Below are 26025 nucleotides of genomic sequence, written 5' to 3'. Positions count from 1 at the left end.
GCGGCGGGAAGAACGTGACGATCCCCGCAGCCGTCCCGCCGCATTCGGGGGGCGCGTCGGAGTAGCGTCTTCAGTTCGCGGCGGACGCCGCGCCCTCACCCGTACACCCACCAGGACCGGCGAACCCACGTGAGCACCTCCTCCACCACCCGGCACAGTCCTCACCGCCACGCACGGCCGGGGACCCCGGGCCCGTACCGGCTGGTGCGCACCCTGCCGGGTTCGGTGGAGCCCCCTCTCCTGGACGCGGCGCAGCGCGCCGTGGTTGACCACCCCGGCGGCCCGCTCCTGGTCCTCGCCGGGCCCGGTACGGGCAAGACGACGACGCTCGTCGAAGCCGTCGCCGCGCGCATCGCCCGGGGGGCCGACCCGGCCCGCCTGCTGGTCCTCACCTTCAGCCGCAAGGCCGCCGTCGAACTGCGCGACCGGATGGCCGCCCGGCTCGGCGCCGCCCGGGGGCCGCAGGCCACCACCTTCCACTCCTTCTGCTACGCCCTGGTCCGCGCCCACCAGGACGCCGACCTCTTCGCGAACCCGCTGCGGCTGCTGTCCGGGCCCGAGCAGGACGTGACCGTCCGCGACCTCCTGGCCGGCCAGCTCGAACTGGAGAAGGAGGGGCGCCCGCACATCAGCTGGCCCGACGAGCTGCGCGCCTGCCTGACCACGCGCGGCTTCGCCGACGAGGTGCGCGCGGTGCTCGCCCGCAGCCGTGAGCTGGGTCTCGGCGCGGACGCCCTCGCCGCCTTCGCCGAGCGCACCGGCCGGCCCGACTGGGGCGCCGCCGCCCGCTTCCTCGCCGAATACCTCGACGTGCTGGACGCCCAGGGCGTGCTGGACTACGCGGAGCTGGTGCACCGGGCGGTGCTGCTCGCGGAGCGCCCCGAGGTCTCGGCCCAGCTGGCGGGGGCGTACGACGCGGTCTTCGTGGACGAGTACCAGGACACGGACCCCGCCCAGGTACGGCTGCTGCACGCGCTGGCCGGCAACCGGGGCAGCACCCCGGAGGGCGGCGGCGGGCGCGACCTGGTCGCCTTCGGTGACCCGGACCAGTCGATCTACGCGTTCCGGGGCGCCGATGTGAACGGCATCCTCGACTTCCCGGAGACCTTCCGGCGGGCGGACGGCGCCCCGGCCCCGGTCGGCGTCCTCACCACCTCGCGCCGCTCCGGCGACCGGCTGCTCGCCGCCACCCGGCTGCTCACCCGGCGGATGCCGCTCACCCGGCTGCCGTCCGCGAAGGTCCGCGCCCACCGCGAACTGGGCGCGGTCCGCGAGGGCGGCTCCGTCGAGGTGTACACCTACCCGACCGCCTCAACGGAGCTGGAGAACATCGCGGACCTGCTGCGCCGGGCGCACCTGGAGGACGGGGTGCCGTGGTCCGAGATGGCGGTGCTCGTCCGGGCCGGCGGCCGCACGCTGCCCTCCCTGCGCCGGGCCCTGACCTCGGCGGGCGTCCCTCTGGAGGTCGACGGCGACGACCTGGCCCTGCGCCACGAACCGGCGGTGGGCCCGCTCCTGACGGCGCTGCGCGCGGTGGCGGAGGCGGCGGTGCGGGGTACGGCTTCCGAGGGGACGGACGCCCCCTGGCTGGACACCGAGACCGCGCTGGCCCTGCTCGCCTCGCCGCTCGGCGCGATGGACGCCGCCGACCTGCGCCGCCTCGGCCGCGCCCTGCGGGACGAGGAGCGCGCCGCCGGGAACAAGGTGCCCGCGCCCTCCGGTGAGCTGCTGGCCCGGGCGCTCGCCGAGCCGGAGCGCCTGGTGACGCACGACCCGTCGTACGCCCGGGGCGCCCAGCGCCTCGGCGCGCTCCTGCGTACCGCCCGCGAGCTGCTGGAGGCGGGCGGCACCGCCGAGGAGGCCCTCTGGTCGCTGTGGTCCGGCACCCCGTGGCCGGGCCGGCTGGAGCGGGCGGCCCTGCGCGGGGGCACCGCCGGGCGCAACGCGGACCGGGACCTCGACGCGGTGTGCGCGCTGTTCGAGACCGCCGCCCGCGCCGAGGAGCGCACCGGCGGCCGGGGCGCGCTCAACTTCCTGGAGGAGGTCGACGCGCAGGACATCGCGGCCGACACCCTCTCCCGCCGCGCGGTCCGCCCGGACGCCGTCCGGCTGATGACCGCCCACCGCTCCAAGGGCCTGGAGTGGCGCCTCGTCGTCGTGGCGGGCGTCCAGGAAGGGCTCTGGCCGGACCTGCGCCGCCGGGGTTCGCTGCTCGAAGCGGACCGGATCGGCCGCGACGGGCTCGCCGAACCACTGACGCCCGGCGCCCTCCTCGCCGAGGAGCGGCGGCTGTTCTACGTGGCGGCGACCCGCGCCCGCGACCGCCTGGTCGTCACGGCGGTGAAGGCCCCCGCCGACGACGGCGACCAGCCCTCCCGCTTCCTCGCCGAGCTGGGCGTCGAGCCCCGCGACGTCACCGGCCGCCCGCGCCGCCCGCTGTCCGTCGCCGCGCTCGTCGCCGAGCTGCGCGCCACCACCGTCGACCCGGCCGCGTCCGACGCGCTGCGCGAGGAGGCCGCCCGCCGCCTAGCCCGGCTCGCGGCGCTCACCGACGACGACGGCCAGCCGCTCGTACCGGCCGCGCACCCGTACCGCTGGTGGGGCCTGTACGAGCCGACCCGCTCGGCCGTGCCGCTGCGCGACCGGGACCGGCCGGTCACCCTCTCCGGCAGTGCGCTCGACCAGCTCGCCAACACCTGCGCGCTCCAGTGGTTCCTGGGCCGCGAGGTGAAGGCCGACGCGCCCGCGACCGCCGCCCAGGGCTTCGGGAACGTGGTCCACGTCCTGGCCGACGAGGTGGCCTCCGGCCGTACGCCCGCCGACCTGGCCGTCCTCATGGAACGGCTCGACTCGGTCTGGGACGGGCTCGTCTTCGACGCCCCCTGGAAGTCGCGCCAGGAGAAGGAGCAGGCCCGCGCCGCCCTCGAACGCTTCCTGCGCTGGCACGTCATGGACCGGGCCGGCCGCACCCCCGTCGCCAGTGAGCACGACTTCGACGTGACGCTGGAGGCGGGCGAGTACGAGGTGCGCATCCGGGGCTCCATGGACCGCGTGGAGCGGGACGCGGAGGGCCGGGCCTATGTGGTCGACTTCAAGACCGGCAAGCAGTCCCCGACGAGGGACGAGGTCCACCGCCACCCCCAGCTCGCCGTTTACCAGCTGGCGGTACGGGAAGGGGCGGTCGACGACGCCTTCGGCGGTACGCGGCCGGAGCCGGGCGGCGCCGAACTCGTACAGCTGCGCCAGCCGGCCCCCAAGAAGGAGGGCGGCGACGCCGCGCCCAAGGTGCAGGCGCAGGCGCCGCCGGACGGCGCGTGGGTCTCCGACCTGCTGGCGACCGCCGCGGGCCGGGTGCTGGACGAGCGGTTCACGCCGACGACCGGCCAGCACTGCGGCCACTGCTCCTTCAAGGCGTCGTGCAGCGCGCGGCCGGAGGGCCGGCACGTCCTGGAGTGATCAGCGCTTGCGGGCCACCAGCCCGTAGACACTGACGTCGGCGTCGGTGACGTCGTTGATGTCCTGGTAGCGCGTACGGTCCAGCTCGTCCAGGCCGGCGACGAACTCCGGGTCCGGATTCCGGGCCTCCGGCAGGTCCACGACCCGCTCGGGGCGCCAGCGGTGCACGGGGACGATGCCGGGGTCGAGGAGCTCCAGGCCGTTGTCGGTGACGAACCGTTCCATCTGGGCGTAGGACCGGCGCACCATGGCGAAGCCGCGCTCCTTGAAGCCCTTGGTGATGCTGCCGACCTGCTCCGGGTTGAGGTCCGAGCTGACATTGCTCAGGACGAGAACGCTGCCCGGGGCCAGCGCGTCCACCAGCCGCTTCACCACCGGGTAGGCCGTCTCGTCCTCGATGAAGTGGGTCACGGCCGCGAGGACCAGGGCCACCGGGCGGTCGAAGTCGAGCGTGCGGCGGGCGGCCTCCAGAATCCGGTCCGGGTCGCGCAGATCCGCCTCTACGTAGTCGGTGCGGCCCTCGGGACCGCTGGTGAGCAGGGCCTGCGCGTGCACGAGGACCACCGGGTCGTTGTCCACGTAGACCACGCGCGACTCGGGCGCGATGCCCTGGGCGATCTGGTGCACGTTCGCCTGCGTCGGCAGCCCGGTGCCGACGTCCAGGAACTGCCGGATGCCGTCGTTCGCGGCGAGGGTGACCGCCCGCCGCATGAAGTCCCGGTTGTGCCGCACGGTGAGGTAGCCGCGCGGATTGGCGGCCAGCGCCATGGCCGCGGCCTCCCGGTCGGCCGGGTAGTTGTCCTTGCCGCCGAGGAAGACGTCGTAGACCCGCGCGGGGTGCGCCTTCGTCGTGTCGATGCGCTTCCTGAGCTCGGTGGCGTCAGGGGCGGGTGCGTCGGCGCTCATATGACCGTCCTCGTAAGGCTGTTGGTGCGACAAGCAGACAATTTAGACCCGCCGGGTGTGACGAGTGCCACCGGGAGGCGGGGGCCGGGGCGGATTCCGCGACTTCGTGGGTTGTCGGTGGCGCCGGTTAGCCTCTGTGGAGTGTCCCCGCGCCTCACCGATCCCGAGCAGCTCAAGGAGCTGCTGGGCATCCCCTTCACCCCGGAGCAGACGGCCTGCATCACCGCGCCGCCCGCCCCGCAGGTGATCGTGGCCGGAGCCGGGTCGGGGAAGACCACGGTGATGGCCGCCCGCGTGGTCTGGCTGGTCGGCACCGGTCAGGTCGCCCCCGAGCAGGTCCTCGGGCTCACCTTCACCAACAAGGCGGCCGGTGAGCTCGCCGAGCGCGTACGCAAGGCCCTCGTCGCCGCCGGCATCACCGACCCGGACGTGATCGACCCCGACAACCCCCCGGGCGAACCCGGCATCTCCACGTACCACGCCTTCGCCGGGCGGCTGCTCACCGAGCACGGGCTGCGCATCGGGCTCGAACCGGGCACCCGCCTCCTCGCCGACGCCACCCGCTACCAGCTCGCCGCCCGCGTCCTGCGCGAGGCACCCGGCCCCTACCCGGCCCTGACCAGGTCCTTCGCCACCCTCGTCAGCGAGGTCCTGGCCCTCGACGCCGAGCTGGCCGAACACCTCGTGCGCCCCGAACAGCTCGACGCGTACGACACCGAGCTGCTGAACGCGCTGGCGACCGCGAAGCTCACCAACGCCGAACTGCGCAAGATCCCCGAGGCCGCCGAGGCCCGCCGCGAACTGCTCGCGCTGACCCGCCGCTACCGCGAGGCCAAGCGGAGCCGCGACCTCCTCGACTTCGGCGACCAGATCGCCCTCTCCGCCGAGCTGGCCCTCACCCGCCCCGAGGTCGGCGCCATCCTCCGCGACACATACCGGGTCGTCCTGCTCGACGAATACCAGGACACCTCCGTCGCCCAGCGACTCCTGCTCTCCGCCCTCTTCGGCAGCGGCCCCGGCACCGACGCGCCGACCGGGCACGCCGTCACCGCCGTCGGCGACCCCTGCCAGGCCATCTACGGCTGGCGCGGCGCCTCCGTCGCCAACCTGGACGACTTCCCCAGCCACTTCCCGCACGCCGACGGCACCCCCGCCACCCGCTACGCCCTCAGCGAGAACCGCCGCAGCGGCGGACGCCTCCTCCACCTCGCCAACGGCCTCGCCGCGCCCCTGCGCGCCATGCACGAGGGCGTCGAGGCCCTGCGCCCCGCCCCCGGCGCCGAGCGCGACGGCCTCGTCCGCTGCGCCCTGCTGCCCACCCACACCGAGGAGATCGCCTGGCTCGCGGACTCCATCGCCCACCTCGTGCGCACCGGCAGGGCGCCCGGCGAGATCGCCGTCCTGTGCCGCACCGCCGGCGACTTCCCGGAGATCCAGGCCGCGCTGGTCGCCCGCGAGATCCCGGTCGAGGTCGTGGGCCTGGCCGGGCTGCTCCACCTCCCCGAGGTCGCGGACCTCGTCGCCGTCTGCGAAGTCCTCCAGGACCCCGGCGCCAACGCCTCCCTCGTCCGCCTGCTCACCGGCCCCCGCTGGCGGATCGGCCCCCGCGACCTGGCCCTGCTCGGCCGCCGGGCCCGCCTCCTGGTGCACCGCGCCGCCCACGGCGACGAGGACCAGGACCTTGACCGCAGGCTCGCCGAGGCCGTCGAGGGGACCGACCCGGCCGAGGTGATCTCCCTCGCCGACGCCCTCGACACCTTCCTGGACGGCGGCGGCGAGGAGGACGACCGGCTTCCGTTCTCCGCCGAGGCCCGCATCCGCTTCGCCCGCCTCGCCGCCGAACTGCGCGACCTGCGCCGCTCGCTCGCCGACCCCCTGATGGACGTCCTGCACCGCGTCCTCGCCACCACCGGCCTGGAGGTCGAGCTCTCCGCCTCCCCGCAGGCCCTGGCCGCCCGCCGCCGCGAGACCCTGGGCAACTTCCTCGACGTCGCCGCCCGGTTCGCCGCCGTCGACGGCGAGGCCACCCTCCTCGCCTTCCTCGGCTTCCTGCGCACCGCCGTCCAGTACGAGAAGGGCCTCGACAACGCGCTGCCCGGCGGCGAGAACACCGTGAAGGTCCTCACCGCCCACAAGTCCAAGGGCCTGGAGTGGGACGTCGTCGCCGTGCCCGGACTGGTCACCGGCCAGTTCCCCAGCGGCCAGTCGCGGGACGCCTGGACCTCCCAGGCCAAGGTCCTCCCGCACGCCCTGCGCGGCGACACCGCCACCCTGCCCGTCCTCCACAGCTACGACGCCAAGGGCCTCAAGGACTTCAAGGAGGAGATGAAGGAGCACCAGCACACGGAGGAGCTGCGCCTCGGATACGTCACCTTCACGCGCCCCCGCACGCTGCTGCTCGGCTCCGGCCACTGGTGGGGCCCCACGCAGAAGAAGCCGCGCGGCCCGTCCCCCTTCCTGCACGCGCTGTACGACCACTGCGCCGCCGGGTACGGCGAGATCGAGGTGTGGGCGGACGCCCCGGCGGAGACCGACGAGAATCCGGCGCTCGCCGAGGCGTCCGCCGACCACGCCTGGCCGCTCCCGCTGGACGACACCGCCCTGGCCCGCCGCAGGGCCGCCGCCGACACGGTGATGGAGCTGCTGTCCCGGCCGGAGCCCGACGCCCCGGACACGCCGGCCGGCGCGCAGGACGGCCGGGAAGCACCGGCCGGCGCCCCGGGCATCCCGGAAGCACCGGTCGGCGCCCCGGGCGTCCCGGATGTACCGGCCGGCGCCCCGGGCGTCCCGGCCCCCCGCACGCCCGCCCGCCTCACCCCCGAGGAGACGCGGACCCTCGCTTCCTGGGACCGGGACCTGGAGGCGCTCGCCGGGGAGCTGCGCCGGGCCCGTGCCGCCGTGCGCGACGTCCTCGTCCCCGCCTCGCTCTCCGCCACCCAGCTGCTGCGCCTCGCCGACGACCCGGACGCCTTCGCCCGGGAGCTGGCCCGGCCCATGCCCCGCCCGCCGCAGCCCGCCGCCCGCCGGGGCACCCGCTTCCACGCCTGGGTGGAGTCCCGCTTCGAGGAGCTGCCGCTGCCCATGCTCGGCCCCGACGAGCTGCCCGGCGGCGACGACAGCGACACCGACATCGCCGACGAGCGCGACCTCGCCGACCTGAAGGAAGCCTTCGAGCGCACCCCGTACGCCCGCCGCACCCCGTACCGCGTGGAGACGCCGTTCCAGATCACCCTGGCCGGCCGGGTCGTCCGGGGCCGTATCGACGCCGTGTACCGCACGGGGGACACGTACGAGATCGTGGACTGGAAGACCGGCCGCGCCCACAACGCCGACCCGCTCCAGCTCGCCGTCTACCGGCTGGCCTGGGCCGAGCTGCACGGACTGCCGCTCACCGACGTCACGGCCACCTTCCTCTTCGTGCGCAGCGGCGAGGCCGTCCGCCCGGCCTCGCTGCCGGGCCGCCGGGAGCTGGAGCGCATCCTGCTGGACGAGCCACCTCCGGCGGACGGATAGGCTGAAGGTCATGAGCGACACCCCGGACAGCGCCGTCCGCACGTACACCGAGCAGCACCGCGTGGCCTTCCTCGACGACCTCGCCGAGTGGCTGCGCATCCCCTCCGTATCCGCTCAGCCGGAGCACGAGGGCGACGTACGGCGCAGCGCCGAGTGGCTGTCGGCCAAGCTGGCGGAGACCGGCTTTCCGGTCACGGAGATCTGGGAGACGGACGGCGCACCCGCCGTCTTCGCCGAATGGCCCTCCGACGACCCGGCGGCGCCCACGGTCCTGGTGTACGGACACCACGACGTCCAGCCCGCCGCCCGCGAGGACGGCTGGAGCAGCGAGCCGTTCGAGCCGGTGATCCGCGACGGCCGGATGTACGGACGCGGCGCGGCCGACGACAAGGGGCAGGTGTTCTTCCACACCCTCGGCGTCCGGGCCCACCTCGCCGCCACCGGCCGCACCGCCCCCGCCGTGCACCTCAAGCTGATCGTGGAGGGCGAGGAGGAGTCCGGCTCCCCGCACTTCCGTGACCTGGTCGAGCGCCATGCCGGCCGCCTCGCCGCCGACGCGGTGATCGTCTCGGACACCGGCATGTGGAACGAGACCACGCCGACCGTGTGCACCGGGATGCGCGGCCTCGCCGAGTGCGAGATCGAGTTCCACGGTCCCGGGCAGGACATCCACTCCGGCTCCTTCGGCGGCGCCGTCCCCAACCCGGCCACCGAGATCGCCCGCCTCGTCGCCGCGCTCCACGACGCGGACGGCAAGGTCGCGGTCCCCGGCTTCTACGACGGCGTGGCCGAGCTCACGGAGACCGAGCGCGCGCTCTTCGCGGAGCTGCCCTTCGACGAGGCCGACTGGCTGCGCACCGCCAGGTCCCGGGCCGCCTCCGGGGAGACCGGGTATTCGACGCTGGAGCGGATCTGGGCCCGCCCGACCGCCGAGGTCAACGGCATCGGCGGCGGCTACCAGGGCGCCGGGAGCAAGACCATCATCCCCTCGTCCGCCCGCGTGAAGATCAGCTTCCGCCTGGTCGCGGGCCAGGACCCGGACCACATCGAGAAGACCGTACGGGCCTGGGCCGAGGCCCGCGTCCCGGCCGGGATCAGCCACCGGATCACCTTCCTGCCCGCCACCCGGCCCTGCCTGACGCCCCTGGACCACCCGGCGCTCCAGGCCGTGGCCCGCGCCATGGGCCGTGCCTTCGGCCAGCAGGTCCTCTTCACCCGAGAAGGGGGCTCGGGGCCCGCCGCCGACCTCCAGGACGTGCTCGGCGCGCCGGTCCTCTTCCTCGGCGTCTCCGTACCGTCCGACGGCTGGCACGCCCCCGACGAGAAGGTCGAGCTGGACCTTCTGTTCAAGGGCGTCGAGACCGCCGCCCACCTCTGGAGCGACCTGGCGGCCGCCCTCCGCTGAATCCTCTGAACGCCCGATCCATCCCGGGGGAGTAGGAAGCACCTGTGAGCACCTTCGACAACGCCACCGCAGACCGGCCCATCGGTCTGACCGCGCCGAGCGGCATCGACCGCGCGGCGCACCACCGCCTCGACGAGGCGTGGCTGTCCGCCGCGTGGAGCCACCCGACGACCCGGGTCTTCGTCGTCTCCGGGGGCCAGGTGCTGATCGACGACACCGACGACGGCACCGAACTCGTGATGACGCCCGCCTTCGAGGCCCCCGTCACCGAGACCCACCGCTACTTCCTCGGCACCGACGCGGACGGTGTCAGCTACTTCGCCCTCCAGAAGGACACCCTGCCGGGCCGCATGGACCAGTCGGCCCGCCCGGCGGGGCTGCGCGAGGCGGGGATGCTGCTCGGTCCGCGTGACGCCGCCCTGATGGTGCACGCGGTGGCCCTGGAGAACTGGCAGCGGCTGCACCGCTTCTGCTCCCGCTGCGGCGAGCGTACGGTGATCGCGGCGGCCGGCCACATCCGCCGCTGCCCGGCGTGCGGCGCCGAGCACTACCCACGCACCGACCCGGCGGTCATCATGCTCGTCACCGACGACCAGGACCGGGCCCTGCTCGGCCGCCAGGTGCACTGGCCCGAGGGCCGCTTCTCCACGCTCGCCGGGTTCGTGGAGCCGGGCGAGTCGATCGAGCAGTCCGTGGCCCGCGAGGTCTTCGAGGAGGCCGGCATCACGGTCGGCGAGGTCGAGTACGTCGCCAGCCAGCCCTGGCCGTTCCCGTCCAGCCTGATGCTGGGCTTCATGGCGCGCGCCTCGACGTTCGACATCAACGTGGACGGTGAGGAGATCGAGGAGGCGCGCTGGTTCTCCCGCGAGGACCTGACCGCCGCCTTCGAGTCGGGCGAGATCCTGCCCCCCTTCGGCATCTCGATCGCCTCGCGGCTGATCGAGCTCTGGTACGGCAAGCCGCTCCCGAAGCCGGTGCGCGCGGGCGGCTGACCGGCCCGGACACGACACCGCCCCCACCGGCGCGTCGGCCGGAGGGGGCGGGGGGTCCGGGGCCCGGCCCCGGGGGGCCAGGCCCGGGGACCAAGCGGCCCGGGGATCAGGCGGCCCGGGGATCAGGCCCCGAGGGCCTGCTTCACCTGGGCCAGGCTCGGGTTCGTCATCACGACGTCCTCGCCGCCGTTCTCGGGGACCACCAGCACGGTCGGGACCGTCTGGTTTCCGCCATTGGCCTTCTCGACGAAGGCGGCCGACTCCGGGTCCTGCTCGATGTTGATCTCGGTGTAGGCGATGCCCTCGCGGTCCATCTGCCCCTTCAGCCGACGGCAGTAGCCGCACCAGGTGGTGCTGTACATCGTCACAGTGCCCGGCATGTCTTCGCGCTCCTCTGTCTCTTCGGTCCCGGCAAATCCCGTCACGCCCGGACGGTCCCGCGCGTCTGTTACGTCACACGGGGCCGGGGCGCGCGTTGCCGCACGCCAGGTGAACGTATGCGACCCGGCGGCCATTCCCGCCCCCGGGACCCTGGCGGGAACGGTGCGCGGAACCCGCGCGCGGGCCGCCCCCGCATTAGTACGACGGATACCTCACCCCTGTGGACAACCACCGCACGCGCCCCGGGCGACCTGGCAGCATGGCGGGGTGACATCAGCAACGCACTCCACCCTCTTCCCCCGGGTCCCGGACACCGCGGACGCCGTCCTCGACGGGCTCGACCCCGAGCAGCGCGAGGTGGCCACGGCCCTGCGGGGCCCGGTGTGCGTGCTGGCCGGAGCCGGCACGGGCAAGACGCGGGCCATCACGCACCGCATCGCCTACGGGGTGCGCGCGGGGATACTCCAGCCGGCGAGCGTCCTGGCCGTCACCTTCACCAACCGGGCGGCGGGCGAGATGCGCGGCCGGCTGCGCCAGCTGGGCGCGGGCGGGGTGCAGGCGCGCACGTTCCACTCCGCGGCCCTGCGCCAGCTCCAGTACTTCTGGCCGAAAGCAGTCGGTGGCGAGCTGCCCCGGCTCCTTGAGCGCAAGGTCCAGCTGGTGGCCGAGGCAGCGGCCCGCAGCGGCCTGCGGCTCGACCGCAACGAGCTGCGCGACGTCACGAGCGAGATCGAGTGGGCCAAGGTCACCCAGACCGTTCCCGCCGACTACCCGGCGGTGGTCGCCAAGGCACAGCGGGACGCCCCGCGCGACCCGGCAGAGATCGCCAAGGTCTACGAGACCTACGAGGAGCTGAAGCGCGAGCGCACGGTGATCGACTTCGAGGACGTGCTGCTCCTCACCGTCGGCATCCTCCAGGACCGGCACGACATCGCCGCCCACGTCCGCCGCCAGTACCAGCACTTCGTCGTGGACGAGTACCAGGACGTGAGCCCGCTCCAGCAGCGGCTGCTCGACCTCTGGCTCGGCGACCGGGACAGCCTCTGCGTCGTCGGCGACGCCGGCCAGACCATCTACTCGTTCACCGGGGCCACCCCGGACCACTTGCTCAACTTCCGCACCCGCCACCCCGGCGCGACCGTCGTCAAGCTGGTCCGCGACTACCGCTCCACCCCGCAGGTGGTGCACCTGGCCAACGGGCTGCTCGCGCAGGCCACCGGCCGGGCCGCCGAGCACCGCCTCGACCTGGTCTCGCAGCGGGAGCGCGGCCCCGAGCCCGCCTTCGTCGAGTACGCGGACGAGCCCGCCGAGGCCGAGGGCACCGCCCGCCGCATCCGCGACCTGATCGCGGCGGGCGTCCCGGCCGGCGAGATCGCGGTGCTCTACCGGGTCAACGCGCAGTCCGAGGTCTACGAACAGGCCCTCGCGGACGCGGGCGTCCCCTACCAGCTCCGGGGCGCCGAGCGGTTCTTCGAGCGCGCGGAGGTCCGCGAGGCGGGCATGGCCCTGCGCGGCGCGGCCCGTGCGGGGGGCAACGACTCCCTCCTGGACGACGCGGACGACCTCCCCGCCGAGGTGCGCGCGGTGCTCTCGACCAAGGGCTGGCGCAGCGAGCCGCCCGCCGGGTCCGGCGCGGTGCGCGACCGCTGGGAGTCCCTGGCCGCCCTCGTCCGGCTCGCCGAGGACTTCGAGCGGGCCCACCCGGGGGCGACGCTCTCCGACCTGGTCGCCGAGCTGGACGAGCGGGCCGCCGCCCAGCACGCGCCCACCGTCCAGGGCGTCACCCTGGCCTCGCTGCACTCTGCGAAGGGCCTGGAGTGGGACGCGGTGTTCCTGGTCGGGCTGACCGAGGGCATGATGCCGATCACCTACGCCAAGACGGCGGAGCAGATCGAGGAGGAGCGCCGGCTGCTGTACGTCGGCGTCACCCGGGCCCGCTTCCACCTCACCCTGTCCTGGTCGCTCTCCCGGTCGCCCGGCGGCCGGCCCGGACGGCGGCCGACCCGCTTCCTGAACGGGCTCCGCCCCGGCTCCACCGGCCCGGGCGGCCGGAGCCCGGCGGGCGGCCCGGGCGGCGTCTGGTCCGGCGACGGCGGCCGGAGCGGCGCGGGCGGCGCGGCCGGCCCAGGCGGCGGAGGGCGGCCGGCGGCCGGGCGGAAGCCCCGGACACCGGCTCGGTGCCGGGTGTGCGGCAAGACCCTGACGGACGCCGGCGAGATGAAGCTGATGCGCTGCGACGACTGCCCGTCCGACATGGACGAGGCGCTGTACGAGCGGCTGCACGACTGGCGGGCGGCCCGGGCGCGGGAGACCGGCCAGCCCGCCTACTGCGTCTTCACCGACCGCACGCTGATGGCCATCGCGGAGGCGGTGCCCGGCACCGAGGGCGAACTGGCCGGGATCCCGGGGGTCGGCGCGCGGAAGCTGGGCCGCTTCGGCGCCGCCGTTCTGGACATCTGCGCAGGTGGGGACGGGCGCGAAGACGACGCGGAGGCAGCCGGGGAGGGGTGAGGAAAACTCGTCGGAAAAATAGTTTGCGCCCGCCCCGGCTATCACCATAGGTTCTTAACCACGGAAACAGCGGCTTCTCTGAAGCCCTGGCTCCGTGCTGTACTTATCCGAATACGCAGGACCGGCCCGCCGGTCCCCCGAGACGCCGAGAGGAGGCGATTGAAGTGATCAGCATCATCGAGACCAACAAAATGACCGATCTCTCGGTCGTCTCCGCCTGCTCGCTCGGCCTTCTCGCCCGTGCCCCGAAGTCCTCCCTGCGCGCCACCGGTGTGTCCGGCGTCTCCGCCGTCATTCCGATGTCCCTGGCCGGCCTTCCCGTGCGGGAGCGCAATGAGCGACCGACCCAGGCACCGGCAGCAGCAGTAGCGAAGGGACAGGCCCCGGCCTATGCCTTTGCGGCCGTCGGTGCGGGAGCGGAAGCCGGCGTCACCGAGCAGACGATGCACCACCACACGATGTGGGCCTTCCGTGGGCCTGAACCCTGGAGTGATCCAGCCTGATCCAGCATCAGGCCGGCGCCTTCAGGGCCGCGGAACCCCACTCGGGATCCGCGGCCCTTTTGTTTTGCCCCAACGGGCGAGACAACGAGAAGGGGCCTCGGGACAAGCAGGACCTGGTACCAGCCGCCCCCCGGCCAACAGGCCGGAAACGACCAGACGAGGACACCACCACCGTGCAACTCGAAGCGCACGCCCCGTCCGTACCGCCTTCCGACACGATCTCCCCGCCCGGCCTCACGGAGGACTCCACCTTGACCCCCCTCACCGCGCTCACCGCGCTCGACGACGCCATCGAGAACCTCGGCGTACCCGTTCCCTGCCGCGCCTACGACCCGGAGGTCTTCTTCGCCGAGTCGCCGGCCGACGTCGAGTACGCCAAGTCCCTCTGCCGCACCTGCCCGCTCGTCGAGGCGTGCCTCGCCGGCGCCAAGGAGCGCCGCGAGCCGTGGGGCGTCTGGGGTGGCGAGCTCTTCATCCAGGGCGTCGTCGTCGCCCGGAAGCGGCCGCGTGGCCGCCCGCGCAAGAACCCGGTCGCGGCGTGACCACCGTGGGGTTCCCGGCCCCCAAGCCCATGAAGCGCATCGGAACCATCGACCGTCCCCTCACCCACGATCCCCGAAACCAGGCTCCAATGACCATCCCCGCCCCCACGTCCGAGCCCGCCGGCTCCGCGACCCCAGACGTCACCATCATCGGCGCGAACGACTCGCGCCAGAACAGGACCCGCGAGATGCAACTCATCCCAGAAGCCATGGCTCGTGCGCATATGCACGACCGCCTGCGCGAAGCCGACGCGGACCGTCAGGCCGTGCGCCTGATCGCCGCCCGGCGGATGCAGCGCCGTGCCGAGCGCGCCTCGATGCGCGCCCGCCGCGCGCTGGCCATGGCCGTCATGCACTGAGCCACCCGGCCCGCCACGGAGGCGGCCCGCCGGACGCAGCCGCTCTCTGCGCCCGGCGGGCCATGCCCCCCGGCGCCATCCGCGCAGCAGCACCCCGCCCCGGGGCCGGTCCGTCCAACGGACCGGCCCCGGCGGCGTTTCGGGGCCGGGACGGGAGGGGCCGGACCGGTCCGGCGCGGCTAGCCGGCGTCCACAGTTTCGGCGGACCTCGGTGCCGGCGGCAGATGCTCCGCCGCGTCCTCCGTTGCGTCCTCCACCGCGGCTTCCACGTCTTCCACGGCCTCCATGTCTTCCGCGTCCGCCGCGTCTTCCGCGTCCGCCGCGTCCGCCGCGTCTTCCGCGTCCGCCGCGTCTTCCGCGTCTTCCGCGTCCGCCGCGTCCTCCGGCGGCAGGAACCCCGGTAGCCAGGATTCGAGTTCGTCGCGCAGCCGGACCGTGGCGCCGAGCTGGCACAGCACCCCGATCGTGCTCAGCGTCACCCGGTGTATCAGCAGGTAGGACGGTGGCAGGTTCAGCTGCTTGCCCAACTGGTGGGCCGGGGAGCGCGGATCGGCTATCCGGGCGGCCTGATGACGCATCCAGCTCCGGCTGAACGTGAACTCCTCCACCTCGGCCGGCTCGATGATCGGCAGCAGGTAGTCCAGCACCGCGTCGGGCTCCAGGTCGATCGAGTCCTTGACGAACCCCTCCGCCCGCAGCATCTCGTACACCGCGTCGGCGTCGCCCCCCAGCGTCAGCCGCAACGCGTCCCCGATGGTCTGCGGCAGTCCGCCCGGCAACCGGTCCACCGTCCCGAAGTCCAGTACCCCCAGCCGCCATTGGGCCGCGCCCGCGCCCTCGTCGTCCTCCTGCCCGGACGCGTCCGCCTCGGGGTCCGGGGGCAGCAGCCGGAAGTTGCCCGGGTGCGGGTCGGCGTGGAGCAGGCCCGTGCGGGCGGGGCCCGAGAAGAGGAACCTCGCGAGCAGTTGGCCGGCCCGGTCGCGCTGCCCGGCCGTGCCGTCGGCGATCACATCGGCCAGCGGCACCCCGTCCATCCACTCGGTGACCAGCACCTGCGCCGACTGGTGGACCACCTCCGGGACCACGACGTCGGGATCGTCCGCGAACTCCTCGGCGTGCGCCCGCTGGGACCACGCCTCCTGCTCGTAGTCCAGCTCCTCGGACACCCGGTCGCGCAACTCCGTGATCAGCGGCTTGATGTCCATGCCCGGAACCAGCGGGCCCAGCAGCCGTGCGAACCGGCTGAGCTGGGTCAGGTCCGAGAGCAGCGCCTCGCCCGCGCCCGGGTACTGCACCTTCACGGCCACGTCCCGGCCGTCGTGCCACACAGCCCGGTGCACCTGGCCGATGGACGCAGCGGCCGACGGCTTGTCGTCGAACGTCAGGAACAGCTCCCGCCAGTCCTCGCCGAGCCGCTCCGCCAGGACCGCGTGCACCGTGCCGCTCGGCATGGGCGGGGCGGCCTCCTGGAGCTTGGTGAGCGCCGCGCGGTAGGGCCCCGCGACCTCCTCGGGCAGCGCGGACTCGAAGACGGACAAGGCCTGGCCGAGCTTCATCGCCCCGCCCTTCAGCTCCCCGAGGACCTTGAAGAGCTGGTCGGCGGTGCGCTGCTGCACCTCGCGGGCCACCAGCTCCGCCGACCTGCCGCCGATGCGCTTGCCCAGCCCCCAGGTGGCACGGCCGGCGAAACCCAACGGCAGCGCGGCCAGCTTGGCGGTACGGGTGACCGCCTTCCGGGGAAGATCAGACATATGCCCCTCCAATTCCCAGACTGCCGCGCTGCGGGCGGCGGTTACCCGGCCATTGTGTCGTGCGCCGTGCCGGCTCCGGAGGCGCGGACCCTCTCAGTGTGACCGGCGGCGCCACAGGAACAGTCGAGGTGCGTCCCGATCCGTTCCGACCTCCAGTCCAACAGCGGCAGCGCCGCCTCCCATCGCGCACCGGTGCTCATCGGCAGCTCGCCGTCGAGGAAGGCCAGCGCGTGCGCCGCCGCGAGCCCGGCCACCGCCGTCGCCAGGCCCAGGTCGCACGCCTGGGCGGTGGCGCGCCGTCCGGACCGCCACTGCGCCAGCATGCGCGGCCACTGCGGGTCACGGTCCCGCCGGTGCAGCTGGAGGCAGCCGGCGCAGGCCGTACCGCCGGGCAGGACCAGGGGCCCGACGAAGCCGGTGGCCTCCAGCACCCCCGCGTACAGATGGGGTGTGCCCGAGGAGATCCACGGCTCGGCGGTGCCCGGATCGGGGACGTACGCCGACAGCCCGTCCCGCGGGGCGACCACGATCAGCGACAGCCCCGGCTCGTGCCCGGCCGGACCGCAGCCTCCCGCCCCGGGTGCCCGGGGGCCCGGGCCGGGGGCGGAGCGGCGGACCAGCTGCCGGGCCGCCATGTCCCTGCGCTCCCCGACGGCGGAGGCGGGCAGCCCGCCCGGGGACACGTCACCCGGCTCCGTACACCCGCCGTCCAGGACCTCCACCCGTCCGACCCCCGCTCCGGAGAGCACCGCGGCGACGGTCGCACCGACCCTGCCCGCGCCCCGGACCTGCACGTGCATCGAGCGGCGGGCCGCGAGTCTGCGCACCGCTCCGCCGGGCTCGGGGTGCACGACGGAGAGCGAGGCCAGGTCTGGCCGGTGACGCTCCAGGACGTCGGTCCGGGCCCGCAGCGCTTCCGCCGCCGGGCCGCCCGCCCGTACGTCGTCCACGAGTCCGGCGTCCACCAGCCTCGTCACCAGGGTGTCCACGTGACGCTCGGTCAAGTCCATCGTCCTGGCCTGTTCACGGAGCAGAGGCATGCCTCTGGTGCCGTCGAGCAGTTCCATGAAGCAGCCTGTCGCGATATCCATCGGGCCGACCTTCACCGCGTGTGCGGGTGTCACTCCGAATTGCACGGTGTCCCCGCCCCGCCAGGCGCGGCGCAGCGCGGGCTTCAACATCGGATGCATGGCTTCCCCCGGTCTGTATGTCTGTCGGCCTGTGTGTCTGTCGGCCTGTGTGTCTGTGACTCCGCTGTCTGTGACTCAGCTGTGCGTCACTCCGCTGTGCGAGTTCCTTTGCCAGAATGCAGCGGGGCGCCGAGACGTGCGGAGAGTTATCCACAGGCGCGGGTATTAGTCGTTCAAATGGTCAAGGCGTGGAGTCGATCATGGGGAACCGTCCCGGAGGCGGGACTTCCCCCGCGCACAGCGGGTAACGTCGAACCATGCCCGCCGACCCGTCGCCCGGCTTCGCCGGGGAGCCTGCCGTGCCCGGCGCCGGACCCCGCCGGCGCGGTGCGGACCCTGCCCGCCGCGCCCCGGCGACGAGCGCGGTCGAGGTCCGCAGAAGCGCCCGCCGCAGCAGAACGGTCTCCGCCTACCGGGAGGGCGGCCGTACGATCGTGCTCATTCCCGCCCGCATGTCCGAGGCCGAGGAGCGGCGCTGGGTGGACGTGATGCTCGACCGGCTCGCCGCCCAGGAGAGCAGGCGCGTCCTCGACGACACCGAGCTCGCCGAGCGGGCGGAGCGCCTGTCCGCCCAGTACTTCGACGGCCGGGCCAGGCCCGCCTCCGTGCGGTGGGTGACCAACCAGAACACCCGATGGGGCTCGTGCACCCCGTCCGAGGGCAGCATCCGGCTGTCGCACCGGTTGCAGGGCATGCCCGAATACGTCGTGGACTATGTGCTCGTCCACGAACTCGCCCACCTCCTGGTGCCCGGGCACGGGCCGCGGTTCTGGCGGCTGCTGGAGGCCTACCCCCGCACCGAGCGGGCCCGCGGCTATCTGGACGGCGTGGTGGCCGCCGACCGGCTGCCGCACCTGCCGGCCGCACGCGGCGAGTGACAGGCGGTGGCGCCGGGTGAGTGGTGCCGGGTGTTTCTGTACCGGGTCTGTACCGGCTTCGCCCATTGCCGGAGTTTGCGGATAGCCTGACGCGACGCATTCACCTTCCGGATGGGGGACGGTCGTTACGCATGGCCAGGGAATTCCAACGCGGCCACAAGGCCAAGATCAGCGATCTCACGCCGGGGACGGACCTGTACGTAGGTGTGCAGATCGCCGGCCCGGGACTGAGCTTTGACATCAGCTGCTTCGGGCTCGATGCCAATGAGCAGCTCTCCGACGACCGGTATTTCATCTTCTTCAATCAGCCGAAATCTCCCGAGGAGTCCATTCAGCTCCTCGGGGCACAGGCCGGTGACACCGAGTCGTTCCGCGTCACCCTGGACCGCATTCCGGCGAACATCCACAAGCTGTCGTTCACCGCCACCGTGGACGGTGCCGGACAGATGTCGCAGGTCGGTCCCGGATACATCCGGATCGTCGCGGGCGGCGAGGAAGTCGTCAGGTACGCGTTCGACGGCTCGGAGTTCAGCACCGAACGCGCCGTCATGCTGGGCGACTTCTACCTCAAGGACGTCTGGCGCTTCGCCGCTGTCGGCCAGGGCTTCGACGGCGGCCTCGAGGCGCTGCTGAAGAACTTCGGCGGCGAGGTCGCCGAGGAGGAGCCGGCCGCCGCCGCTCCGCCGCAGAGCGCCGCCCCGTCGTTCGCCCCGCCCGCCCAGGCGACTCCGGCCCCGTCCTTCGGCGCCCCGGCCGCCCCACCGGCACCTCAGGCACCGCAGGTCCCTCAGCCCGCGCCCGCCTTCGGCACCCCGCCGGCCCCCGCCGCGCAGCAGCAGATGCACGCCGCGCCGACGATCGCCGCCCCGATGGCCCCGCCCGGCGGCACCATGCCCCCACCGCCCGCGCCGGCCCCCTACGGGCAGCCCGGCCAGCAGCCGCAGCAGCCGCAGCAGCCCTTCGGCCAGCAGCCCCACCAGCCCCAGCAGCCCTTCGGGCAGCAGCCCCCGCAGCAGTTCGGGCAGGTCCCCGGCCAGGCGCCCGCGCCCTACGGACAGCAGGCCCCGTCCCCGTACGGCCAGCAGCCTCCCGGCACGCCGCCGGGCGGGCAGGGCATGCCCGGCGGCGCGCCGCAGGGGGCCGGCGCCGGTCTGCAGGCCGCGCTCCAGCCGTACAAGGAGACGGCGACCGGACAGCGCTGGACCCCGCAGAACCAGCAGCTCATGCGGGTCGACCTGACCTTGGGCGGTACGGGAGTGCTCGCCCGGCAGGGCAGCATGGTGATGTACCAGGGCAAGGTCGACTTCAGCTACAAGGGCGCGGGTTTCGCCGGCCGCATGGTGGGCAACGCCACCGGCCAGGAGATGCAGCTCATGCGCTGTACCGGCCGGGGTCAGGTCTTCCTCGCCGAGGAGGGCGCCCACCTGCACTCCATCGAACTCCAGGGCGACGGAGTCTGCGTCTCCGCGGAGAACGTACTCGCCTTCGACGAGTCGCTCCAGTACGAGGTGCGCCGCATCGAGGGCCACGGCATCCCCGGCGGCGCCCTGTTCACCATGCAGTTCCAGGGGACCGGCACGCTCATCGTCAAGACGCACGGCGTCCCCGTCGTCCTGCCGGTCACCCCGACCACCTTCGCCGACTGCAACGCCGTGGTGGCGTGGTCGTCCGCGTCCCAGGTGATCCTCTCCAGCCAGGTCCGGCTGCGCCGCAACGCGTACCCCGGGCACAGCGGGGAGACCGTGAACCTCCAGTTCCGGGGCGCGCCCGGCAACTTCATCGTCGTCCAGCCCTACGAGGTCTGAGGGAGCCCGTCATGAACCAGCAGCTCGCGGGCTACGCCCCGACCCCCGTCACGGCACGGATGGAGAACCACGGCCATTCCATGCTGAAGGTCGCCATGGCGACCGGCCAGGACCTCTACGCGCGCACCGGATCGATGGTCGCGTACGAGGGCTTCATCCAGTACGAGCCCAACCCGCCCGCCGTCCGCCAGATCGCCTCGCAGTGGATCACCGGCGAGGGCGCGCCCCTCATGAAGTGCACCGGCGACGGGCTGCTCTACCTCGCCGACTACGGCGCCGACGTCGTCGTCATCAACCTCAACAACGACTCCCTCTCGGTCAACGGCACCAACGTCCTCGCCTTCGACGGCCACCTCACCTGGGGTGTCGAGCGGGTCAAGGGCCTCGCCAAGTTCGCCGGCCAGGGCCTGTGGAACGTCTGCATCTCGGGGACCGGCTGGGTCGCGATCACCTCGCGCGGCACGCCGCTCGTGGTCGACTGCGGACGCGGCGAGGACGAGACGTACGTCGACCCGGACGCGCTGGTCGCCTGGTCCCCGCACCTCAAGGTGAAGGGCAAGCGCAGCTTCAAGGCGTCATCGCTCATCGGGCGGGGCAGCGGCGAGGCGTTCCAGATGGCCTTCTCCGGCCAGGGGATCGTCGTCGTCCAGCCGAGCGAGGACAGCACCGACCGGCTGCGCGTCCGGCACTGACGGGGAGGGAGAACACACCATGCAGAGTTCACTTTTCGGCCTCACGGAACAGCAGTCCCAGGAGCGCTACACCATCCAGAACCCGCAGCTCCTGCGGGTCGCGCTGACCGGGCACGACGACGTCCTGGCCCGCAAGGGCGCCATGGTCGCCTACCAGGGGCTGATGGAGTTCGACGGTGAGTACGAGTCGAACGCCCAGCGCCGCTCCCGCGCCCGCACCGGCGAGGGGCTGGACCTGATGCGCTGCTCCGGGCAGGGCACCGTCTACTTCGCCAACCTGGCGCAGTACATCCACGTCGTGGACGTCGACCACGACGGCCTGACGGTGGACAGCTCCTACGTCCTGGCGCTCGACTCCTCGCTGCACACCGAGGTCATCGCGGTGGACAGCCAGTACGGCATCTCGGGCACCGGCAAGTACCAGCTCAACATCTCCGGCACCGGCAAGGTCGCCCTGATGACGTCGGGCCAGCCGCTGATGATGCAGGTCACGCCCGACAAGTACGTCAGCGCCGACGCCGACGCGATCGTCGCCTGGTCGACCTCGCTACGGGTGCAGATGCAGGCCCAGACGCACTCCTCGGGTGTCTTCCGCCGGCGCGGCAACACCGGTGAGGGCTGGGAGCTCAGCTTCCTCGGGCAGGGCTTCGCCCTGGTCCAGCCGAGCGAGCTGATGCCGCCGCAGAACGCCCAGATCGGACAGGGCCTCGCCGCCCAGTACGGCATGGGCCAGCACGGCGCGCACGGCCAGAACCAGAACAACGCCTGGAACTGAGCCGCACTACGACGGTAAGGGGCGGCCTCCCTGGAGGCCGCCCCTTACCGATTCCGCGTCGCACCGGCGGCTACCGGCCGCCCTCCAGCACCGCGCGCGTACGCTCCACCAGGCGCGCCACCGAGGCATCGGCGACCTCGGCCACCTCGTCGTAGGCGAACCAGCGCAGGTCGAGCGACTCCTCGCTGATGCTCTCCGTCGCGCCCGCCGGGGCCAGCGCCGCGTACTGCACGTCCAGATGCCAGTGGCACGGCGCCGGGATCGGATGCCGGTCCAGGACCACGGGCCCGCCCGGCAGCAGCGTCAGCCCGGTGATCCCGGACTCCTCCGTCGCCTCCCGCAGCGCGGCTGCCGCGAGCGTCGCGTCACCGGGCTCGCAGTGGCCGCCCATCTGCAGCCACATCCGCAGCTTGCGGTGCAGCGTGAGCAGCACCCGGCCCCGCTCCGGGGCGACGACCAGGGCGCTGGCCGTCAGATGCCCGGCCCCGCAGGACTTCCACATGCCGTCCGGATGGCGCGCGAGGTGCTCCAGATAGGCGTCGCGCAGCTCCTTCTGGGCGGCCCCGGCCTCCGCCCCGTAACCCTCCAGCACCAGGGCGGCGTCGTCGTGCAGGCTCACTTGTCGGTGTCGTCCTTGCCGTCGCCGTCACCCTGCTCCGAGGCTTCGCCCGGGGCGTCCGCCCCCGGCGCGGGCTTCTTCGGGCCGTTCGCCGCCTCGCCGAGCATCTTGTCCAGCTCCGAGAAGTCCATCTGCTCGTGGTGGACGAAGCCGTCCGGATCGTCCAGGTCGTGAGCGGTCGGGAGCATGTCGGGGTGCTCCCACAGCGCGTCCCGCCCCTCAAGACCGCGGGCGTCCGTGAGCGAGGCCCAAAGCCGCGAGGCGTCCCGCAGCCGGCGCGGACGCAGCTGGAGGCCGATGAGCGTGGCGAACGTCTGCTCGGCGGGACCGCCGGACGCACGGCGTCGGCGCATCGTCTCGCGCAGGGCGTCGGCCGAGGTCAGCCGGGACTTCGCGGCGGCGTGCACCACGGCGTCCACCCAGCCCTCGACCAGCGCGAGGGCCGTCTCCAGACGGGCCAGGGCCGCCTTCTGCTCCGGCGTCTCCTCCGGCTGGAACATGCCCTGCTGAAGGGCCTCCTGCAGCTGCTCGGGCTGCGAGGGGTCGAACTGGCCGACCACGTCCTCCAGCTTGCTGGTGTCGACCTTGATGCCGCGCGCGTACCCCTCGACGGCGCCGAACAGGTGCGAGCGGAGCCACGGGACATGGGCGAAGAGCCGCTGGTGGGCGGCCTCGCGCAGCGCCAGGTACAGCCGCACCTCGTCCTGCGGGACGGACAGGTCCTTGCCGAACCGCTCCACGTTCAGCGGGAGCAGCGCGGCCCGGCCCGCCGGGCCCAGCGGCAGCCCGATGTCGGTCGAGCCGACCACCTCGCCCGCCAGCACGCCGACGGCCTGCCCGATCTGCTGGCCGAACATCGCGCCGCCCATCGACCGCATCATGCCGATCAGCGGGCCCGCCATCGCCTGCATCTCCTCGGGCAGCACATCGCCCATGGCCAGGCCCACCCGCTCGGCGACCGGGTCCACCAGCTGCTGCCAGGCGGGGAGCGTCGCCTCGACCCACTCCGCGCGGCTCCACGCCACGCTGGAGATGGCACCGGACGGCATCGACGTCACGCCGTCCAGCCACAGGTCGGCCAGGCGCAGCGCCTCGTCGACCGCCGACCGCTCGGCGGGACCCACGCTCGCGTCCTTGGAGCCGTCCGGCGTGCCCTGCGACACCGTCTGGCGGGCGATCTGCTTGGCCATGTCCCAGTTGACGGGCCCGCCCTCGTAGCTCAGCATCTGGCCGAGCTGCTGGAAGGCCGCGCCCAGATCGTTCGGGTTCATCGAGCCGAACATGGCGGCGAAGGGGTTGTCACCGCCGGCGCCGGGGCCGAAGCCGAACGGGTTCGCCGGACCGCCCGAACCCTGCCCACCTCCGGTGGGGTCGTTCTTCTTGCCCTTGTCGCCGTCGTCCGGCTCCTCCGGCGGAAGGCCGAATCCGAATGGGGTGTCACTCACGGGTTTCCTCGGCTCGTAGGGCCGCCGGGGGAACCGACGGCGACTGCCCGACATCACCATCCAGCGTAGACACCAAGTCCGCTCGGGGCCTCAGTGCTCCGCCCGGTCCGGCCCTGCGGCAGGATGGACGCCACCTGGTACGTACGTGTCACGCGGGTACGTACTGAAGACAACCGCTGGAGACGCCCGGTGAGTTCCCCAGATCCGCAGGTTCGCGCAGCGCGAAACCTGGCCGACCCGTCACCCGAGAAGAAAACCGCCCCCGGCCGCCCCGGAGGCCGCGGCCCGGTCGTGGCCGTCACCGGAGCCGCGACGGGCGTGGGCGAGCTGCTCACCGCACGCCTCGCCGCGTCCGAGGAGATCAAGCAGGTCATCGCCATCGACGAGCGCCGGGGCGAGGTCACCGACGCGACCTGGCACCTCCTCGACGTCCGCGACCCCGCCATCGCCGACAAGCTGCGCGGCGCGGACGTCGTCGTCCATCTGGCGCTCGACCTCGACCTGGAGAGCGACCCCGCCGCGCGCACCGCCTACAACGTGCGCGGCACCCAGACCGTACTGACCGCCGCCGCGGCCGCCGGCGTCCACCGCGTCGTCCTGTGCACCTCCGCGATGGTGTACGGCGCGCTGCCCGACAACGACCTCCCGCTCGCCGAGGACGCCGAGCTGCGGGCCACCGCCGAGGCCACCGGCGTCGGCGACCTGCTGGAGATCGAACGGCTCGGCCGCCGCGCCCCGCGCGCCCACCCCGGGCTGCACGTCACCGTCGTACGCCCCGCCGTGCTCGTCGGCGGCACGGACACCGCGCTGACCCGCTACTTCGAGTCGCCCCGGCTGCTCGTGGTCGCCGGTTCCCGGCCCGCCTGGCAGTTCTGCCACGTGGAGGACCTGGTCACGGCCCTGGAATACGCCGCCCTGGAGAAGATCGACGGGGAGTTCGCGGTCGGCTGTGACGGCTGGCTGGAGCAGGAGGAGGTCGAGGAGCTGAGCGGGGTGCGCCGGATGGAGCTCCCCTCCGCCGTCGCGCTGGGCGCCGCCGCCCGGCTGCACCGGATCGGACTCACCCCCTCGCCCGCGGGTGACCTGGCCTACACCATGCACCCGTGGGTGGTCAGCGTCAGCCGGCTGCACGACGCGGGCTGGCGCCCGGCCTGGACCAACGAGGAGGTGCTCGCCGCGCTCCTGGAGGAGGTGGAGGGGCGCCACACCGTCGCCGGACGCCGCCTCGGCCGCAAGGACGCCACCGCGGCCGGTGCCGCCGGTGCGACCGTCGCCCTCCTCGGCACCGCGGCCCTGGTGCGCCGCGCGCGCAAGGCCCGCCGCCGCATCTGAGCGCCCTGTCTCCGGGCGTCTGCGGCCGAGCACCCTGTCTCCGAGCGCCTGTAGCCGGCACCCTGTCCGAGCGGCCTGTCTCCGAGCGCCCTGTAGGAGACTCCAAGCCGCGGCGCGGCCCGCCGGGTGAACCGGCAATACCGCGTTGTCGGTGCGGTACGGCACGATGGGGGTCATGGCACTCACGTACGACCACCCCGGTGAGCAGACGGCGCAGGACCCGATCCGGCTGCTGGACATCCGTGACACGCCGCTGTCGGTCGACGAGGTCTTCCGGGCGGTCGGTGACGACGCCGCGGGGGGCACCACCCTCTTCGTCGGCACCGTGCGTGACCACGACGGTGGACAGGACGTCGACGGCCTCGGCTACTCGTGCCACCCCTCGGCCGCCGACGAGCTGCGCCGGGTGGCGGAGAAGGTCGTCTCCGACTTCCCGGTCCGGGCGCTCGCCGCCGTCCACCGGGTGGGTGAACTGCGGGTGGGTGACATCGCGGTCGTCGTGGCGGTCTCCTGCCCCCACCGAGCGGAGGCGTTCGCGGCCTCCCGCAAGCTCATCGACGACCTCAAGCACGAGGTTCCGATCTGGAAGCACCAGCGCTTCTCGGACGGTACGGAGGAATGGGTCGGCGCCTGCTGATCGCAAACCGGAACGGCGGGCATCCGCCCCGATTTGCGTAACCGCACCCCTGCCACGAGCGTTGGTTCTCCACATGGTTAATCTGCTGATCGGCCAGTCGGCCGCATCAGTGGGTAGGGAGGTCGGCATGGCAGCGCTCGCCTGGTTGTTGATTCCGGTTCTCGCCGCGTTCGGCGCGGCGATATGGGGAGGCTGGGCCGCCCGCAACCGCACCACCGGTGACGTCACCGAACTCGCCGGGTACGCGCGCTTCCGTGAAGCCATGGAGAAGTCCCACTCCGGTTCCGAACCGGCGGAGCAGATCTCGAACGTCTGAGGCCGCCCCCGGCGTCC

21 protein-coding genes are annotated in these 26025 nt (G+C 73.3%); 15 read left to right on the top strand and 6 right to left on the bottom strand.

Going from position 1 to position 26025, the window contains the following annotated elements:
- The first annotated feature begins 129 nt into the window (after positions 1-129).
- Positions 130-3456, top strand: coding sequence for an ATP-dependent DNA helicase (locus FKN01_RS19395; protein ID WP_143622281.1), 3327 nt, complete (start codon positions 130-132; stop codon positions 3454-3456).
- On the opposite strand, the gene FKN01_RS19390 is transcribed toward FKN01_RS19395, so the two are convergent.
- Positions 3457-4362, bottom strand: a complete 906-nt coding sequence (locus FKN01_RS19390) for an SAM-dependent methyltransferase (RefSeq protein ID WP_143622279.1) — start codon at positions 4360-4362, stop codon at positions 3457-3459. It abuts the gene before it with no gap.
- A gap of 141 nt (positions 4363-4503) precedes the next feature.
- Here FKN01_RS19390 and FKN01_RS19385 point away from each other — a divergent pair, with 141 nt between their 5' ends.
- From FKN01_RS19385 to nudC, 3 genes are read left to right on the top strand one after another with little or no spacing between them, the layout of a single operon-like run.
- Entirely contained in the window at positions 4504-7875 is a 3372-nt protein-coding gene (locus tag FKN01_RS19385) for an ATP-dependent DNA helicase (protein WP_143622277.1), read from the top strand.
- A gap of 10 nt (positions 7876-7885) precedes the next feature.
- The gene (locus FKN01_RS19380) at positions 7886-9280 is read left to right on the top strand and encodes a dipeptidase (RefSeq protein ID WP_143622276.1); all 1395 of its coding nucleotides are present in this window, start codon (positions 7886-7888) and stop codon (positions 9278-9280) included.
- Positions 9281-9324: 44 nt separating this feature from the next.
- Positions 9325-10272, top strand: a complete 948-nt coding sequence (nudC, locus tag FKN01_RS19375; protein ID WP_143622274.1) for an NAD(+) diphosphatase — start codon at positions 9325-9327, stop codon at positions 10270-10272.
- A gap of 122 nt (positions 10273-10394) precedes the next feature.
- Here the strand turns inward: nudC and FKN01_RS19370 are convergent, their stop codons facing one another.
- Complete coding sequence (locus tag FKN01_RS19370; RefSeq protein ID WP_143622272.1) at positions 10395-10652, bottom strand: glutaredoxin domain-containing protein; 258 nt, start codon at positions 10650-10652, stop codon at positions 10395-10397.
- Between the two features lie 268 nt (positions 10653-10920).
- On the opposite strand from FKN01_RS19370, the gene FKN01_RS19365 reads away from it, so the two are divergent.
- The 4 genes from FKN01_RS19365 (at position 10921) to FKN01_RS19350 (ending at position 14568) form a co-directional block, all read left to right on the top strand.
- Positions 10921-13164, top strand: a complete 2244-nt coding sequence (locus FKN01_RS19365; RefSeq protein WP_143622270.1) for an ATP-dependent DNA helicase UvrD2 — start codon at positions 10921-10923, stop codon at positions 13162-13164.
- A 164-nt stretch (positions 13165-13328) separates the two neighbouring features.
- Complete coding sequence (locus FKN01_RS19360) at positions 13329-13667, top strand: hypothetical protein (RefSeq protein WP_143622268.1); 339 nt, start codon at positions 13329-13331, stop codon at positions 13665-13667.
- Between the two features lie 173 nt (positions 13668-13840).
- Positions 13841-14209, top strand: a complete 369-nt coding sequence (locus tag FKN01_RS19355; RefSeq protein WP_018105532.1) for a WhiB family transcriptional regulator — start codon at positions 13841-13843, stop codon at positions 14207-14209.
- 29 nt (positions 14210-14238) lie between these two features.
- Positions 14239-14568, top strand: a complete 330-nt coding sequence (locus FKN01_RS19350) for a hypothetical protein (RefSeq protein WP_143622318.1) — start codon at positions 14239-14241, stop codon at positions 14566-14568.
- A gap of 179 nt (positions 14569-14747) precedes the next feature.
- Here FKN01_RS19350 and FKN01_RS19345 read toward each other — a convergent pair whose 3' ends face one another.
- Together FKN01_RS19345 and FKN01_RS19340 are read right to left on the bottom strand one after the other, a co-directional pair.
- Complete coding sequence (locus tag FKN01_RS19345) at positions 14748-16319, bottom strand: AarF/ABC1/UbiB kinase family protein (RefSeq protein WP_143622266.1); 1572 nt, start codon at positions 16317-16319, stop codon at positions 14748-14750.
- A 41-nt stretch (positions 16320-16360) separates the two neighbouring features.
- Positions 16361-17509, bottom strand: a complete 1149-nt coding sequence (locus tag FKN01_RS19340) for a ThiF family adenylyltransferase (protein ID WP_143622264.1) — start codon at positions 17507-17509, stop codon at positions 16361-16363.
- Between the two features lie 257 nt (positions 17510-17766).
- On the opposite strand from FKN01_RS19340, the gene FKN01_RS19335 reads away from it, so the two are divergent.
- The 4 genes from FKN01_RS19335 (at position 17767) to FKN01_RS19320 (ending at position 21659) form a co-directional block, all read left to right on the top strand.
- Positions 17767-18387, top strand: coding sequence for a M48 family metallopeptidase (locus tag FKN01_RS19335; RefSeq protein ID WP_143622262.1), 621 nt, complete (start codon positions 17767-17769; stop codon positions 18385-18387).
- Positions 18388-18518: 131 nt separating this feature from the next.
- A complete protein-coding gene (locus tag FKN01_RS19330; protein WP_143622260.1) occupies positions 18519-20192 on the top strand; it encodes a TerD family protein in 1674 nt (557 codons plus the stop codon).
- Between the two features lie 11 nt (positions 20193-20203).
- Positions 20204-20884 carry an AIM24 family protein gene (locus FKN01_RS19325; protein ID WP_143622259.1) on the top strand — a complete coding sequence of 227 codons (681 nt, stop codon included), beginning with the start codon at positions 20204-20206 and terminating at the stop codon, positions 20882-20884.
- A gap of 19 nt (positions 20885-20903) precedes the next feature.
- A complete protein-coding gene (locus FKN01_RS19320; protein ID WP_143622257.1) occupies positions 20904-21659 on the top strand; it encodes an AIM24 family protein in 756 nt (251 codons plus the stop codon).
- Between the two features lie 70 nt (positions 21660-21729).
- On the opposite strand, the gene FKN01_RS19315 is transcribed toward FKN01_RS19320, so the two are convergent.
- Both FKN01_RS19315 and FKN01_RS19310 read right to left on the bottom strand, forming a co-directional pair.
- The gene (locus tag FKN01_RS19315; protein ID WP_143622255.1) at positions 21730-22278 is read right to left on the bottom strand and encodes an NUDIX hydrolase; all 549 of its coding nucleotides are present in this window, start codon (positions 22276-22278) and stop codon (positions 21730-21732) included.
- Complete coding sequence (locus FKN01_RS19310) at positions 22275-23723, bottom strand: zinc-dependent metalloprotease (RefSeq protein ID WP_143622253.1); 1449 nt, start codon at positions 23721-23723, stop codon at positions 22275-22277. Before FKN01_RS19310 ends, FKN01_RS19315 begins: the two co-directional genes overlap by 4 nt.
- A gap of 189 nt (positions 23724-23912) precedes the next feature.
- Between FKN01_RS19310 and FKN01_RS19305 the strand changes: the two genes are divergently transcribed.
- The 3 genes from FKN01_RS19305 to FKN01_RS19295 all read left to right on the top strand — a co-directional run bounded on the left by FKN01_RS19305 (position 23913) and on the right by FKN01_RS19295 (position 26008).
- Positions 23913-25055, top strand: coding sequence for an SDR family oxidoreductase (locus FKN01_RS19305; RefSeq protein WP_143622251.1), 1143 nt, complete (start codon positions 23913-23915; stop codon positions 25053-25055).
- Positions 25056-25230: 175 nt separating this feature from the next.
- A complete protein-coding gene (locus tag FKN01_RS19300) occupies positions 25231-25692 on the top strand; it encodes a molybdenum cofactor biosynthesis protein MoaE (protein ID WP_143622249.1) in 462 nt (153 codons plus the stop codon).
- Between the two features lie 127 nt (positions 25693-25819).
- A complete protein-coding gene (locus tag FKN01_RS19295; RefSeq protein WP_143622247.1) occupies positions 25820-26008 on the top strand; it encodes a hypothetical protein in 189 nt (62 codons plus the stop codon).
- Positions 26009-26025: the final 17 nt, after the last annotated feature.

The sequence above is a fragment of the Streptomyces sp. 130 genome (assembly GCF_007096885.1).
Classification (GTDB): Bacteria; Actinomycetota; Actinomycetes; order Streptomycetales; family Streptomycetaceae; genus Streptomyces.
The sequence above is the reverse complement of the archived record's forward strand: the minus strand, read 5'-3'. Positions and strand labels throughout refer to the sequence as shown.

Excerpts from the sequence above, each read along its gene's own strand:
- FKN01_RS19300 (WP_143622249.1), top strand. The coding sequence starts at position 25,231 with ATGGCACTCACGTACGACCACCCCGGTGAGCAGACGGCGCAGGACCCG.
- FKN01_RS19295 (WP_143622247.1), top strand. The coding sequence starts at position 25,820 with ATGGCAGCGCTCGCCTGGTTGTTGATTCCGGTTCTCGCCGCGTTCGGC.
- FKN01_RS19330 (WP_143622260.1), top strand. The coding sequence starts at position 18,519 with ATGGCCAGGGAATTCCAACGCGGCCACAAGGCCAAGATCAGCGATCTC.
- FKN01_RS19335 (WP_143622262.1), top strand. The coding sequence starts at position 17,767 with ATGCCCGCCGACCCGTCGCCCGGCTTCGCCGGGGAGCCTGCCGTGCCC.
- FKN01_RS19340 (WP_143622264.1), bottom strand. The coding sequence starts at position 17,509 with ATGCATCCGATGTTGAAGCCCGCGCTGCGCCGCGCCTGGCGGGGCGGG.
- FKN01_RS19390 (WP_143622279.1), bottom strand. The coding sequence starts at position 4,362 with ATGAGCGCCGACGCACCCGCCCCTGACGCCACCGAGCTCAGGAAGCGC.
- FKN01_RS19350 (WP_143622318.1), top strand. The coding sequence starts at position 14,239 with ATGAAGCGCATCGGAACCATCGACCGTCCCCTCACCCACGATCCCCGA.
- FKN01_RS19325 (WP_143622259.1), top strand. The coding sequence starts at position 20,204 with ATGAACCAGCAGCTCGCGGGCTACGCCCCGACCCCCGTCACGGCACGG.
- FKN01_RS19370 (WP_143622272.1), bottom strand. The coding sequence starts at position 10,652 with ATGCCGGGCACTGTGACGATGTACAGCACCACCTGGTGCGGCTACTGC.
- FKN01_RS19345 (WP_143622266.1), bottom strand. The coding sequence starts at position 16,319 with ATGTCTGATCTTCCCCGGAAGGCGGTCACCCGTACCGCCAAGCTGGCC.
- FKN01_RS19380 (WP_143622276.1), top strand. The coding sequence starts at position 7,886 with ATGAGCGACACCCCGGACAGCGCCGTCCGCACGTACACCGAGCAGCAC.
- FKN01_RS19320 (WP_143622257.1), top strand. The coding sequence starts at position 20,904 with ATGCAGAGTTCACTTTTCGGCCTCACGGAACAGCAGTCCCAGGAGCGC.